Below are 13,278 nucleotides of genomic sequence, written 5' to 3' on the forward strand. Positions count from 1 at the left end.
GCTGGCACCCTTCCCACAAATAAAAAAGACGGGGGCAATGCTCCCGTCTTTCCTGATGGCGCCGCAGCCGGGCCGGGGGATTAGATCGAATAATACATGTCAAACTCGACCGGATGCGTGGTCATGCGCATGCGCTGCACTTCCTGCTCCTTCAGTTCGATATAGGCATCGATCATGTTGTCGGAAAAGACGCCGCCGCGGGTCAGGAATTCGCGGTCCTTGTGCAAGGCTTCCAGCGCCTGCTCGAGCGAGGAGCAAACGGTCGGGATCAGCTTGTCTTCTTCCGGCGGCAGGTGGTACAGATCCTTGGAAGCCGCTTCGCCCGGATGGATCTTGTTCTGCACGCCATCCAGGCCGGCCATCAGCAAGGCGGCGAAGCACAGGTACGGATTGGCCAGCGGGTCGGGGAAGCGGGTTTCGATGCGGCGACCCTTCGGGTTCGGCACATGCGGAATGCGGATCGACGCCGAGCGGTTGCGCGCGGAATACGCCAGCTTGACCGGCGCTTCGTAGCCGGGCACCAGCCGTTTGTAGGAGTTGGTACCGGGGTTGGTGATCGCGTTCAGCGCACGCGCGTGCTTGATGATGCCGCCGATGTAGTACAGCGCGAAATCCGACAGGCCGGCATAGCCGTCGCCGGCAAACAGGTTCTTGCCGTCCTTCCAGACCGACTGGTGCACGTGCATGCCGGAGCCGTTGTCACCGACGATCGGTTTCGGCATGAAGGTGGCGGTCTTGCCGTACGTGTGGGCCACGTTCCAGATCACGTACTTGGTATTCTGGGTCCAGTCGGCACGCTCCACCAGCGTCGAAAAGCGGGTGCCGATCTCATTCTGGCCGGCGCCGGCGACTTCGTGGTGGTGCACTTCGACCGGGATGCCGAGCGATTCCAGGATCAGGCACATTTCCGAACGCATGTCCTGGAAGCTGTCGACCGGCGGCACCGGAAAATAGCCGCCCTTGACGGTCGGTCGATGGCCGCTGTTGCCGCCTTCGGTCTTGGCGCCGGTCGACCAGGAGGCCTCGTCGGAACCGATCTTGACGAAGCAGCCGGACATGTCGACGTTCCAGCGCACGTTGTCGAAAATGAAGAATTCCGGTTCCGGACCGAAGTAGGCGGTGTCGCCCAGGCCGGACGACTTCAAATAGGCTTCGGCGCGCTTGGCGATCGAGCGTGGATCGCGGTCGTAGCCCTTGCCGTCACTTGGTTCGATCACGTCGCACTGCATGAACAGCGTGGTCTCTTCCATGAACGGGTCGATGTTGGCGGTGTTCGGGTCCGGCATCAACACCATGTCGGACGCCTCGATACCCTTCCAGCCAGCGATCGACGAGCCGTCGAAGGCATGGCCGGATTCGAACTTGTCCATGTCGAAATGGGAAACCGGAACCGTCACGTGCTGTTCCTTGCCCCTGGTGTCGGCAAAACGGAAGTCGACGAACTTGACTTCGTTGTCTTTCGCCATCTTCAACACCTCTGCGGCGGTCATTGCCATGAAAATCTCCTAAATTGAGCCACTGGTTTGCGTCAATAATGCATCAGTTTGTACGTCGACAAGCTGGAGCAGAAAACCCGCTCCGGCCAGCGCGCGTCGCGATGTGGTGTCGTCCGGCATGCAATCAGGCCGGAACTTGGCGTGGAATGATAGCAGGTTCCATGCCACCAAAATTACGGCCAGGTTCGACGTCAGAGAGCCCGCCAATGCACGATAATCGTGCAAAAAACCGTGTATGCACCAATTTGGTGCGCACATGCTCTGCCGTATTGCAGCGGCAACTCGGCCCCGCCTGCGCTACGCCCCATTGTTTCAGGAATGGCATAAAATTAAATTCCGATTTTCCTGGTATTCGCCATGATCAATTCCGTTGAAGTTCTAGAAACCGCCTGCGCGCGCGGGCGCGCCGCCAACCTGCCCTATGCCGGCGCGGTGACCCCGCAGGAAGCATATGCGCTGCTGCAAGCCAAGCCCGACGTTAAACTGGTTGACGTGCGCACCAACGCCGAACGCGACTGGGTCGGGCGAGTCGATATCCTGCCGAGCCAGCAAGCGGCAATCGAGTGGAACGGCTATCCAGGCGGTGCGCAAAACCCGCAGTTCCTGTCGCAACTGGCGCAGGTTGCGGAGAAAGACAGCGTACTATTGTTCCTGTGCCGTTCCGGCGTGCGCTCGCAGCACGCGGCCAGGCTGGCGACCGAGCACGGCTACCGCAACTGCTTCGACATCCTGGAAGGCTTCGAAGGCGGTAAGGATGCCGCCGGCCACCGCAAAACCGTGGGCGGCTGGTGCCACGCCGGACTGCCCTGGCTCGGGGCGTAACGGGCCACCCGGCTTACTGCGCGTGCATTAGATACAGCGCCCGCTTGCGCACCAGGTTGATATGACCGCGCAAGCCATACAACTCGTCGGCAAACGATAGCGGAATCGAAATCCGGTTGACCCGTTCCTCGATGTCGTTCAGGCGCGCCAACTGGGGCGGCAGGTCTTGCCGCCGTCGTTGTGGCGGCACCTCTTCAATCGCCTGCTCCACCGAGCGCAGTTGCGCATACCAGCGAAACACGCGCGAACGCACCTTCCACACATACAGCGGCGGCACGATGCGCGACAGCGGCAGCAGCAGCGCGCCCAGCGCCACCAGCACCACCCACATGCGCTCGGTGAAATTGGCCATCCAGTACGGCAGATAGCGCTGCAGGAACGGCGGGCCGTTGCGGTAGAACTTGGCAGCTTCCGACGCGACCGGGATTTCGGTGTAGCTGGCGGTCGGAAACTCGCCCTGCTTGCGAAACCAGCCGGCGCTGCCGTGGATGTCGGCCGCCGCCTGCACCAGCAGATCGATCAGCGCCGGATGCAGCGTCTCGCGCCCCACCAGCGTCGCCGTCGGCGCGATCAGATGGACATCGTGCGGCGGCAAATCGCGCCCCAGATCGACGATCCCGCGCGGCAGCACCACATGCGACAGGAACGGCAGGCGCCGCGTATACGCTTCGGCCTGGGCAAAATCCAGCAGGCGGATGCCGGGCGTTTGCAGCAGCATCTGGATCAGCGGCGCATCCGGCGCCGAACTGAACACCAGGCCATCGATACTGCCGTCCAGCAGCGCCACCGTGGCCGGTGTGTTTTCCAGCGCGCCGAGTGTCAATTGACCCGGCTCGACCCCGTTGACGTCCAGCAGTTGCCGGAACAGACGCGGCACGCCGGTGCCTTCGGGGCCAACATTTATTTTCAAGCCTTTCAGGTCGGACAGCCGGCCGACATCGCGGCCGTCGCGAAAGAACAGCCAGACCGGTTCCGTAAACAGGCTGCCAAGCGAGATCAAGCCCTTGCGCTCGGCCTCCGCCTGATCGGTCGATCCGCTCTGCACGAAGGCGATGTCGATACCGGCAGCCGGGTTGTTCAGGCGCTGCAGGTTCTCCTGCGAGCCGAGCGAGGGTTTTTGCGCGAGCCGGATATGATTTTTTTCCAGCGCGCTTGCATATTTTTTGGCGAATTCTTCATAGGCGCTATTTTCCTGGCCGGTGGAAATCGTCAGATGCGACGGCGGGGAAGGATCCACCAGCCAGTATGCCAGCCCGCACAGGGCGGCGATCGCCAGCAGCGCCGGGCCGGCGGTAACCAGCAAGTCTCGAATCGAAAATCGGAAAAAACGGAACACGCGGGGCATGACGAGCCTGTCTCAAAATAGCTGCCCCACCATGCCAAGAAAGCGGAAATTATGCAAGCTACCGGAGCGGGCTGAAAGGCGGGACAGGCAAACGGGTCGCCAGACCTGTTGCAACCATAACCCGCCGCTAGCGCAGTCTCTTAGAATTCGTGCTCCGCCAGTGCCCGCGTCGCGCGCTGCCTGGCGCCTGCCCAGGCTTCTTCTTCTGTGTCGAAAATCCCGGCCGGGATATAGGTTTCCGCCACTTCCGGTTCGCGCGCCAGCCGCACATAGACTTGCGCCTCGAATGTACCGCCCGGCTGCGCCGCCACCGCCATGCGGGCAATATGCGAGCCGCTCTTCAAGATGCGCCCCGTCATGCGCTTCTCCAGTCATGCGCGGCGCACGGTCGACCGTGGCCGCGCGCTCGGATTTTGAGGCGGAACCGGCTCCTGGTGCGGAGTCGGATCGCGCTGGGGAATTTCGGCTGGAATCGGATCGTCGCCTTCGGACGGTTCGCTATCCGGAGCCGGGGTGGGTGCTCGATGCATGGATTCCTCCTGTCCAGGCTTGAGCCCGATGTTGCCTGTCCCTTTGCCTGCCTGTATCTGGGATGCGCATCAGTTTGAATAGTTCGCATGCGCCGCGACTTGTGCCAAACCGGGGGAATGGCAGCACCGTGCGCGCCGGACAACCGGGATCGATTTTTGCGGCGCACCAAAAAAAAGCCCGCGCACCTTGCGGCGGCGGGCTAAATCCAATTCTAGGAGGAATCGGAGGAGACGAACGAACTATATCGCAGCGCAGCATAAGCAGCCAATTTATTCGACTGATAGCCATTATTCATAATTCATATAATCGCGGACTTTATAAATCATTCCTATGTGGGCTTGGTCTTCGGATCAAACTTGAAGCGGCATATATTGTCGTTCTTCGCCATGCACTCCAGATGGTCGATCTTGCTGTCGGTGAAACTCGCCGCCAGCGCCAGATCGAACTGGCAGATATCCGGATTTTTCATCGCCAGGTGATGAAAGACGCAATTGTCCGCATCAATCACCGGGGCATCGCCCACTGCGGCGCCGGGCGTATGCGTGCTGTAACCGATGTCTTGCATGATTTCGGACAACTTGCGCACCTTCTCTTCTCGCGTCTTCAAGTCCGGGTATTGCGCCCGCAGTTGCGCGCCTACACGCGTGCCCATCGCTCCCAGGCGCTCTCCCAGACCTTCCGTGCCGCTTTCCTGCATCAACGATTCCACCAGCAATTGGGCAAACCATGAATACTGGCGCGGGAAGCATTCGTGCCCTTTTTCGGTCAGCACATACAATTGTTGCGGTCGTCCGCCGGACGGCCGGGTCACCGATTTTTCCACCAGGCGGTCGGTCTCAAGCGTAGCCAGATGCTGGCGCACCGCATTGCGGGTAACCCCCAACTGGGCGGACAACTCATCCGCCGTCATGCCGCTCTTGTTTTTCAGCAGCAGCTTCAGCAATTCCTTCTGCCGGACCCCCAGTATTTCAAGCATTGATACTCCCTCTGACGCCTCAACGCGCCGTGGCGACATGCCAGCCATTCACGGATGAATGAGGGACATTCTATATCAATTCGATTAATACGCCATTAAAAACATATTTAACTGTACAAAGTAATTTAAGTGGTTTATCCTGCATCACAAGTGATCGATTCCGTAACACGCAGCGCGTTGAAGATTTCGGCACTGCCGCGCAAGCGAATCTTTCACGGAGAACTGGGACAGCGCCTTTCAGCTGTAGTAGGAACAGCGCCCTGCCTGTAAATGGAGACATCTCCGGCAGCACCGGGCCATTATTTTATGGAGCAAGAAAATGCACAAAACCCTCTCGCAGGAAAACCCGTCCCGCCGTCTGTTTTTGCGTGGAACCACGACTGCGGCTCTCTCAACCGGCGCCGTGCTGTTGCTGGCCGGGCAATCGGTGCGTGCCGCCGGCAGCAAAGACGATGCGGCAAATGACGTCGGCATCCTGAACACCGCTCTCGGCCTGGAGCATGAAGGCATCAACGCTTACACGCTGGGCGCAAAGAGCGGCTTGCTGCAAAAGCCGGTCCTGGCGGTGGCGGTCAGGTTCCAGGACGACCACAAGGTGCATCGCGACCTGCTGATTGCCGCCATCACCAAGCTGGGCGGCAAGCCGGTGGAGGAAAAATCGCTCGACGCCTATGCCAAGGCGCTGAATGCAGCGCAACTCAAGACCCAAGAAGACGTGCTGAAGCTGGCACTGGGCCTGGAACTGGGCGCGACCAATGCTTATCTCGGCGTCATCCCGGCCTTCAAGGATCACTCCTTCGCCAAGGTGTCGGCGCGCCTGGCTGCCGACGAAGTTGCCCACTGGGCGGTTCTCAATCAGACGCTTGGCATGCCTTTGCCCAAAGCAATGCTGTTCGGCGCGTGATGCATGACCGGCTGAAGATTGATTTTTCAGCCGGTCAATTTTTCAAGAGGGAATATCACCATGAAAACCCTGATTCACCTATGCATTGCAGCGTCCTACCTGTATATCGCCACGGCCTGCATCAATACGGCGCTGGCCGAGGCCGGCGGCGACGTCAAGCATGGCCAGGAGCTGTACTCCTCACGCTGCTTCGCCTGTCACTCGGTTGACGCCAACCGTGTTGGTCCTTCGCATCGCGGTGTTTTTGGACGCAAGGCAGGCGCGGTCGCTGGCTATGAATACAGTCCCGCGCTCAAAAGATCGACCGTCATCTGGAATGAGAAAACCCTGGATCAGTGGCTGGCCGACCCGGAAAAACTGATCCCCGGACAAAAAATGGGCTATTCCGTCATGGACGCCAAGGATCGCGCCGACCTGATCGCCTATTTGAAAAGCCAGAAGTAGCGGAAATACCTGCGCCCCCTGCCAACACCATAAGAAAGGATGCCCGCCATGAATGCCCCTGAACGATTAATCCTGCCCGATATCCAGTCGCAGCCAGATCGCCGCAACCTGGTGATTGACGGCGTCGGCGTCAAGGGCGTGCGTTATCCGGTAACGATCGCCTCGGCCGACTCGGCCCTGTCCACGGTTGCGAACCTGTCGATGACGGTCGGCTTGTCGGCCGCCGTCAAGGGCACGCACATGTCGCGCTTCATCGAAATGCTGGAAGCGCAGTCAGCACCGCTCGACCAGCGCCGCTTCATGGCGATGACGCTCGATATGCTGGAGCGGCTGCACGCGCGCAGCGGCATGATCGAAATGCAGTTTCCGTACTTCATGAAGAAAACCGCGCCGGTATCACGCGTGCAGAGTTTGCTGGATATCGACGTTCTATGGCGTGCCTGCGCGACGGTCGACGGCCGGTCCGATTTCGGCATGCGCGTGATCGTTCCAGCCACCAGCCTTTGCCCCTGCTCCAAGGAGATTTCCGCCTATGGCGCGCATAACCAGCGCTCCCATATCAGCATCGAGGCGACGTTGAGCGGCGAAATGGAGATCGAGGAATTGGTCACCATCGCCGAACGCAGTGCGTCCTGCGAAGTTTACGGCCTACTGAAGCGGCCGGACGAAAAATACGTTACCGAACGGGCCTACGAAAATGCCAAGTTTGTCGAAGACCTGGTGCGGGACGTTGCGCTTTCGCTCAACCAGGATGCACGCATCGGCGCGTATGTCGTGGAAGCGGAAAACTTCGAATCGATCCATAACCATTCAGCGTTTGCACGGATCGTTCGATCGGACTCGCAGGATAAGGACAGCCAGCCCGCAACGCACTGATCCCTGTTCCCGAGTACCGCACAGTTGCAGCCTGTTTGCTGCACGCACCATCAAGGAGATTGGTCATGGCTTTTACCACCATACCCGGCATGACGCGCAACAGGGCGCGGGCAACAGCCGGTCGAGTTCGGCGTCCGCGCCGGTTTGTTTTCAGGGCGCGCGCCCTTCGCGGCGTCTGCCTGGCGGCAGCAACATCCGTGCTGCTTGCCGCCTGCGGCGGCAGCACCCCGCAGGCCGATAGTTCGCCTCCAGCAATCGATCCCGTCCTCGCGGCGCAAGGCAAGGATATCTTCCGCAACGATACTTTTGGCGACGAGACGCAATGGACCGACACCCTGCGCATGCATGAAGTCATCAGCGCTGCGGTCGATCCGGTCACCGCGCTGTCGGTCGGCTTGAAAGTCGATGCGGAAGCCTTGCCAGCCGAGGTCGTCAAGGCCATCCAGGACGGCAGTGTCGACCTGAAAAGTCCTGCCACCACGATCACCTTGCTGAAACTCAATGCAGTGGTCGGCGTCAAGGGCAAGGTCGAGGTCGTCAATGGCAAGGACACGCTGACCCGGGTCGGCATCACCTGCGCGCTGTGCCATTCGACAGTGGATGACTCCTTCGCGAAAGGTATCGGCAAGCGGCTGGACGGCTGGCCCAACCGCGACCTGAACCCGGGTGCCATCATCGCGCTGTCGCCGGCGCTGGATGCGGTGAAGAAGGCCGTCTACAATTCCTGGGGGCCGGGCAAGTACGATCCGCGCTTCAACTTCGACGGCAAGAATGGTCCGCAGGTGATTCCGCCGGCCTATGGCCTGAACGGCATCCATAAGATCACATCGACCGGCGATGGCGACGACCTTGCCTACTGGAACCGCTACGTCGGCGTCACGCAGATGGGTGGACACGGCTCGTTCTCCGATACGCGCACCGGCGTCAATGTCACCAACGGCACCGATGACCTGATCAGCGCCAAGCTGCCGGCACTGCAGGCGTATCAACTGACGCTGCAGGCACCAACGCCGCCCGCCGGCAGCTTCGATGCCGCTGCGGCTGGCCGCGGGAAGCTGATCTTCGCCACCACCGGCCGCTGCGCCACCTGCCATAGCGGCGGCGAATTCACCGACGCCAACCTGCGCCTGCACCTGCCGAGCGAGGTGGCCAGCGAACCGGAACCAAATGGTGCGCCCAGCTACGCCTCGCGCAGCGCCACCAAGATGTACCGGACCGCACCGCTGCGCGGCGTCTGGCAGCATGCGCCCTATTTCCACAACGGCAGTGCCGCCACGCTGGAGGATGTGGTCAAGGCTTACAATGGCAAGATGGCGCTCGGCCTCACCGCCGCCGAGGTTTCCGATCTGGCGCAATATCTGAAGTCGCTATAACGGGATTTCCGATAAGCTCTGGAGCGGGAGAGCGGAAGACTCCCGCTCCAGTTCGGTATCTCTCGTTTTCCGAAAGGATTGATCCATGCGCTTGGCCGTCTTGTCCGACTTGCACTTGAGCGTGGCCGAAATGCCAGTACCGGCGCCGGATTGCGATGTCGTCATCCTGGCCGGTGATATCTCCCGCCCGCAGCAAGCGATTGAATGGGCCCGCCAATTTGCGCAGCCGGTGATTTACGTCCCGGGAAATCACGAATTCTACGGCGGCAGCCTCTCCGGCACGCTGCAGGCACTGCAAACCCTGAGCGCCGGCAGCCGAATCCACGTGCTGGATCGAGGCGAACTGCAGATTGCCGGCGTGCGCTTTCTGGGTTGCACGTTATGGAGCGATTTTCGCTTGCTGGAAAGCGAGGAAGAACGCTCGACGTCGATGGCGGTGGCGAGCCAGTTCATTCGTGACTTCAGCCGCATCACGCTGGGTGACAGCACCGCCGAACGGTTTACTCCCGCCGCATCGAGGCAATTGTTTGACCAGGCGGTTGCCTGGCTGGAAGAGCGGTTCGCAGAGCCGTTTGCCGGCCCGACGGTCGTGGTTTCGCATCATGCGCCGGCGCGCGGCAGCATCAATCCGAAGTATGCCGGCTCGCCGGTCAACCCGGCTTTCGTTTCCGATCTGGAGCCGCAACTACGACGCTGGAGCCCGAGTTTGTGGGTGCATGGCCATGTACATGACAGCTATGACTATCCGGTCGGCAGCACCCGAGTGCTCTGCAATCCGCGCGGCTATGCCCGCTCGGGAACCCCGGAGAATCCCGCGTTCGATCCGCAATTGGTGGTGAGCATCTAACGCCTGACCGTACGGCATGCATCTTTTCCTGCGGCCCTCTTCCAGGATTGAATCCTGAAAATTCCATACTAGACTGAAGTTTTTATCCGCTTGCTTCGGAGGTCATATGGAACTTCACATGCATGCCCACCATTGGCAGCATCGCCTGCCGGACTGGCCAATGGCCGTGGCTTCCGGATTTGTCGCCGGCGCGGTATTGATGGTGCTGGAATTACTCTGGAGTACCGGCTTTGGCGAGGCCGGCCCCTGGTATACCGCGCATCGGGTAGCGGCCCTTATCATGGGACCAGGTGTCCTGCAGTCGGCCGGTTTCAGCATGACAGTGGTGGTCGCCGCACTGGTCACGCACTATGTGCTGGGAATTGCTTTCGGCATGATTCTGGCCGCCATCATGGCGCCATTCAGTCTTGATTCCAGCGCCGGCATGGCGCTGTTGGCCGGCGCCGTCTTTGGCCTGGTCATCTACCTGTTCAACTTTTACGGCATGGAACGGGCATTCCCGTGGTTTGGCGAGATGCGCGGCTGGGCAACGCTGGTGGCCCACTTGATCTTCGGCATGGTGGCAGCCGCCGTGTACTGGAAGCTGGAGCGGCGCGAGCCGCTCCAATAAACCCGCGCCGACCCCGGCTTCCTGAGCGGTGGTTCGGCAGCGGCGATGCGCCCGCAGAGCGCGGATAAAACGATCGCGGGCGCGGCCGGCCGGCTTTCATTCCGGCTCTGGTCGGTTCTTACCGGTTTGGTCAAATAAAATGGCAGGCTGCCCAGTGCTCTTGACCCTGCGGCTCGAGGGTTGGGGCGCTTTCAGCGCATTCTTTTCGCGCCATCGGACAGCGGGTCCGAAAGGTGCAACCCGAGGGTGGGTTTGCCGGGCTGGGAATATCACCCTTGAGCAGGGTCTTCTCGCGCGCCATGCCGACACCCACTTTGGGTACCGCCGCCAACAGCGCCTTCGTGTAGGGATGGCGCGGGTTCGCGTACAGTTCGCCCACCAGACCGATTTCGACAATGCGGCCCAGGTACATCACGGCCACACGCTGACTGATATGCCGCACCACAGCCAGATCATGGGCCACGAACAGGTAAGACAAACCCAGATCGTGTTGCAAATCCTCCAGCAGGTTGATCACTTGCGCCTGGATGGAAACGTCAAGCGCGGACACCGGTTCGTCGCAGACGATCAGTTTGGGGTTGAGCGCGAGCGCGCGCGCAATGCCAAGCCGCTGACGTTGGCCGCCCGAGAACTCGCTGGGAAACTTGCGCATGGCGGCCTTGTCAAGTCCGACGCGCTCAAACAGCGCAGCAACCCGCTCGTCATCCCACCCGCCCGGATCGGCAAAATTCCGCAAGGGCTCCGCCACGATATCCCGCGCGCGCATGCGCGGATTCAGTGAGGCATAGGGGTCTTGAAACACGATCTGCATGTCGCGCCGATAGGGGCGGAACTTGGCCGATGACAAGCCTGCCACGTCCTTGCCTTCCAGCTCGATTGCTCCGGACGTCGGCTCGATCAAGCGCAAGATCGTCTTGGCAGCAGTGGATTTCCCGCACCCTGACTCCCCCACCAGTCCCAGGGTTTCACCATAGCCGATGGAAAAGGAGATGCCATCCACCGCCTTGATCGGACGCGGCCGGCGCCAACCGCTGCTGCCCGGGTAATACTTGACCAGATTCCGTACCTCCAGCAAGGCCGGCTTTTGACCCGGTTTGTCCGGCGTCCCAACTTCAACAGGAATAGCACTCATGCAACAACCTCTTCAGAGACAATCGTGGTCTGCCAGCAAGCCGCACGATGCAGTTGATTCGAAACGACAACCGGTTTGAATGGCGGAATTTGTTTTCGGCAAACATCCGCCTCCAATGCGCAGCGAGGAGCAAACCGGCATCCCACCGCTGCGGTGCGCAGCGACGGCACCATGCCAGGAATTTCAGACAGGCGTGTGCGGGGCTGCGTCAGAGGCGTGTCCAGATGGGGGATGGCACCCAGCAAGCCTCGGGTATATGGGTGGCTGGGCCGCGCAAAAAGATCCGGCGTCGCAGCTTCCTCCACCTTGCGTCCCGCGTACATCACGACCACCCGGTCGCAGCTTTCGGCGACCACTCCCAAATCGTGGGTGATGAGCACGATGGCGGTTCCTGTTTCGCGCCGCAGGCGATCGAGCAGATCCATGATTTGCGCCTGGATCGTGACGTCCAGTGCCGTAGTCGGTTCATCGGCGATCAAGACGGCGGGCTTGCAGGCAAGCGCAATGGCGATCATGGCGCGTTGCCGCATGCCTCCCGAAAACTGGTGCGGGTATTCCTTCACGCGCCGCTGCGGATCGGGGATGTTGACCAGGGCCAGCAGCTCGACCGCCCGCGCCCAAGCTTCCTTGCGCCCCATGCGCTGATGCAGTATCAGAACTTCGGCAATCTGCTCGCCAACGGTCAAGACCGGATTGATCGAGGTCATCGGATCCTGAAAGATCATAGAAATCGCATTACCGCGGATCTCCTGCATGCGTTGCTCGCTGGCTTGCAAGAGATCCTCGCCGCGGAAACGGATCGCCCCGGTCGCGTGCGTCGCCGGCGCCGGCGGCAAAAGGCCGAGGATAGCCATTGCCGTCACGCTTTTGCCGCAGCCGGATTCCCCGACCACGCCCAGCATTTCGCCCGCATGCACCTGGTAGGAAACCCCCTCCACCGCCCGGGTAATCCCGTCGCGGCTGGGGAAGGTCAAGTGCAGGTTATCAACTTCAAGTATGGGAGTGCTCATATTTGATTTCTGCTCACAATTTTTTAGCGATGCGGGGATCCAGCAGATCACGCAAGCCATCGCCGATCAGATTCACCGCCAACACCGTCAGCCCGAGGAAAAGACCCGGGTACAGGATCACCCCAAACGCCAGTTGGACCACCGAGCGCCCGTCGGCCATGATGTTGCCCCAGCTCGGCACTTCAGGCGGCGTGCCCGCTCCCAGAAAGCTCAGATACGCTTCGAAAATCATGGCCGATGCGCAGATGAAGCTGGCCTGGACAATCAGCGGTGTGATCAGGTTCGGCGCCACATGGCGCACCAGAATCAACGGCAGGCGTGTACCCATGGCTTCCGCCGCCTGGATATAAGGCTGCTCACGAATGGTCAGCACCAGCGCACGCACCAGTCGGACCACGCGTGGGATTTCTGGCAGCGCAATGGCGATGATCACGGTTTGGACGCTGGCCTGAATCAGTGTCATCAATGCCACCGCCAGCAAGATGCCGGGAATGGCCATCATCCCATCCATGATGCGCATGACGATTGCATCCAGCCAGCGACTGAAACCAGCCACCGTGCCGATCAGGATACCGACGGCGACGCTCAACAGCGCCACACAGAATCCGACCAGCAATGACACGCGTGCACCATACAGCGTGCGCGAAAATATATCGCGGCCCATGGCGTCGGTGCCGAAGATATGCTCCGCAGACGCCGGTTTCAGACGCTGAATCAGGTTCATCTCGGTAGGGTCGTACGCGGTGAGCCATGGCGCGAATACAGCCATGAAGACCATGATCAACAGCAGCACAAGGCCGAAGCCGAGCATGGGGTGGCGTTTGGCAAAGCGCAACAGGCGGGGCTGACGCGCTTCGCGTGCGATGCGCCGCTCCAGACGCTCAAGGGTGGCATCCATCTTGATAAAGTCCT

General features: G+C 60.6%; 14 protein-coding genes. 7 read left to right on the plus strand and 7 right to left on the minus strand.

The window, feature by feature from the left end:
• Window positions 1–80 precede the first annotated feature (80 nt).
• Window positions 81–1,496 carry a type I glutamate--ammonia ligase gene (glnA, locus tag ACK2VC_RS03535; protein ID WP_486732214.1) on the minus strand — a complete coding sequence of 472 codons (1,416 nt, stop codon included), beginning with the start codon at window positions 1,494–1,496 and terminating at the stop codon, window positions 81–83.
• Window positions 1,497–1,853: 357 nt separating this feature from the next.
• Here glnA and ACK2VC_RS03540 point away from each other — a divergent pair, with 357 nt between their 5' ends.
• Entirely contained in the window at window positions 1,854–2,318 is a 465-nt protein-coding gene (locus ACK2VC_RS03540; RefSeq protein ID WP_486732215.1) for a rhodanese-like domain-containing protein, read from the plus strand.
• Window positions 2,319–2,331: 13 nt separating this feature from the next.
• Here the strand turns inward: ACK2VC_RS03540 and ACK2VC_RS03545 are convergent, their stop codons facing one another.
• From ACK2VC_RS03545 to ACK2VC_RS03555, 3 genes are all read right to left on the minus strand, one after another.
• On the minus strand, window positions 2,332–3,663 hold the full coding sequence (locus ACK2VC_RS03545; RefSeq protein WP_486732216.1) for a TAXI family TRAP transporter solute-binding subunit: 1,332 nt from the start codon (window positions 3,661–3,663) through the stop codon (window positions 2,332–2,334).
• A gap of 140 nt (window positions 3,664–3,803) precedes the next feature.
• Window positions 3,804–4,022, minus strand: coding sequence for a hypothetical protein (locus ACK2VC_RS03550; RefSeq protein WP_486732218.1), 219 nt, complete (start codon window positions 4,020–4,022; stop codon window positions 3,804–3,806).
• A gap of 500 nt (window positions 4,023–4,522) precedes the next feature.
• Window positions 4,523–5,170, minus strand: coding sequence for a helix-turn-helix transcriptional regulator (locus ACK2VC_RS03555; RefSeq protein ID WP_486732219.1), 648 nt, complete (start codon window positions 5,168–5,170; stop codon window positions 4,523–4,525).
• A 319-nt stretch (window positions 5,171–5,489) separates the two neighbouring features.
• Between ACK2VC_RS03555 and ACK2VC_RS03560 the strand changes: the two genes are divergently transcribed.
• The 6 genes from ACK2VC_RS03560 to ACK2VC_RS03585 all read left to right on the plus strand — a co-directional run bounded on the left by ACK2VC_RS03560 (window position 5,490) and on the right by ACK2VC_RS03585 (window position 10,224).
• Window positions 5,490–6,074 (plus strand): ferritin-like domain-containing protein, encoded by a 585-nt coding sequence (locus ACK2VC_RS03560; RefSeq protein WP_486732220.1) that lies wholly within the window; start codon window positions 5,490–5,492, stop codon window positions 6,072–6,074.
• Window positions 6,075–6,134: 60 nt separating this feature from the next.
• Window positions 6,135–6,518, plus strand: coding sequence for a c-type cytochrome (locus ACK2VC_RS03565; protein WP_486732221.1), 384 nt, complete (start codon window positions 6,135–6,137; stop codon window positions 6,516–6,518).
• Window positions 6,519–6,566: 48 nt separating this feature from the next.
• A complete protein-coding gene (gene folE2, locus ACK2VC_RS03570) occupies window positions 6,567–7,394 on the plus strand; it encodes a GTP cyclohydrolase FolE2 (protein WP_486732222.1) in 828 nt (275 codons plus the stop codon).
• 197 nt (window positions 7,395–7,591) lie between these two features.
• Entirely contained in the window at window positions 7,592–8,767 is a 1,176-nt protein-coding gene (locus tag ACK2VC_RS03575) for a c-type cytochrome (RefSeq protein ID WP_486732223.1), read from the plus strand.
• Window positions 8,768–8,852: 85 nt separating this feature from the next.
• Window positions 8,853–9,614: a metallophosphoesterase gene (locus ACK2VC_RS03580; protein WP_486732224.1), complete on the plus strand. Its 762-nt coding sequence runs from the start codon at window positions 8,853–8,855 to the stop codon at window positions 9,612–9,614.
• Between the two features lie 106 nt (window positions 9,615–9,720).
• On the plus strand, window positions 9,721–10,224 hold the full coding sequence (locus ACK2VC_RS03585; protein WP_486732225.1) for a hypothetical protein: 504 nt from the start codon (window positions 9,721–9,723) through the stop codon (window positions 10,222–10,224).
• A 130-nt stretch (window positions 10,225–10,354) separates the two neighbouring features.
• On the opposite strand, the gene ACK2VC_RS03590 is transcribed toward ACK2VC_RS03585, so the two are convergent.
• From ACK2VC_RS03590 to ACK2VC_RS03600, 3 genes are read right to left on the minus strand one after another with little or no spacing between them, the layout of a single operon-like run.
• Window positions 10,355–11,356, minus strand: coding sequence for an ABC transporter ATP-binding protein (locus tag ACK2VC_RS03590; protein ID WP_486732226.1), 1,002 nt, complete (start codon window positions 11,354–11,356; stop codon window positions 10,355–10,357).
• Window positions 11,353–12,366, minus strand: coding sequence for an ABC transporter ATP-binding protein (locus tag ACK2VC_RS03595; protein WP_486732227.1), 1,014 nt, complete (start codon window positions 12,364–12,366; stop codon window positions 11,353–11,355). The genes ACK2VC_RS03590 and ACK2VC_RS03595 overlap by 4 nt, the downstream gene beginning before the upstream one ends.
• Window positions 12,367–12,379: 13 nt before the next feature.
• Entirely contained in the window at window positions 12,380–13,264 is an 885-nt protein-coding gene (locus ACK2VC_RS03600; RefSeq protein WP_486732228.1) for an ABC transporter permease, read from the minus strand.
• Window positions 13,265–13,278 lie beyond the last annotated feature (14 nt).

The organism is Herbaspirillum sp. WTB6, assembly GCF_057457785.1.

Bases quoted from the DNA above. Each gene is read 5' to 3' on its own strand.
- ACK2VC_RS03540 (WP_486732215.1), top strand. From the start codon at position 1,854: ATGATCAATTCCGTTGAAGTTCTAGAAACCGCCTGCGCGCGCGGGCGC.
- ACK2VC_RS03565 (WP_486732221.1), top strand. From the start codon at position 6,135: ATGAAAACCCTGATTCACCTATGCATTGCAGCGTCCTACCTGTATATC.
- ACK2VC_RS03560 (WP_486732220.1), top strand. From the start codon at position 5,490: ATGCACAAAACCCTCTCGCAGGAAAACCCGTCCCGCCGTCTGTTTTTG.
- folE2 (WP_486732222.1), top strand. From the start codon at position 6,567: ATGAATGCCCCTGAACGATTAATCCTGCCCGATATCCAGTCGCAGCCA.
- ACK2VC_RS03590 (WP_486732226.1), bottom strand. From the start codon at position 11,356: ATGAGTGCTATTCCTGTTGAAGTTGGGACGCCGGACAAACCGGGTCAA.
- ACK2VC_RS03550 (WP_486732218.1), bottom strand. From the start codon at position 4,022: ATGACGGGGCGCATCTTGAAGAGCGGCTCGCATATTGCCCGCATGGCG.
- ACK2VC_RS03585 (WP_486732225.1), top strand. From the start codon at position 9,721: ATGGAACTTCACATGCATGCCCACCATTGGCAGCATCGCCTGCCGGAC.
- ACK2VC_RS03555 (WP_486732219.1), bottom strand. From the start codon at position 5,170: ATGCTTGAAATACTGGGGGTCCGGCAGAAGGAATTGCTGAAGCTGCTG.
- glnA (WP_486732214.1), bottom strand. From the start codon at position 1,496: ATGGCAATGACCGCCGCAGAGGTGTTGAAGATGGCGAAAGACAACGAA.
- ACK2VC_RS03600 (WP_486732228.1), bottom strand. From the start codon at position 13,264: ATGGATGCCACCCTTGAGCGTCTGGAGCGGCGCATCGCACGCGAAGCG.
- ACK2VC_RS03595 (WP_486732227.1), bottom strand. From the start codon at position 12,366: ATGAGCACTCCCATACTTGAAGTTGATAACCTGCACTTGACCTTCCCC.
- ACK2VC_RS03545 (WP_486732216.1), bottom strand. From the start codon at position 3,663: ATGCCCCGCGTGTTCCGTTTTTTCCGATTTTCGATTCGAGACTTGCTG.
- ACK2VC_RS03580 (WP_486732224.1), top strand. From the start codon at position 8,853: ATGCGCTTGGCCGTCTTGTCCGACTTGCACTTGAGCGTGGCCGAAATG.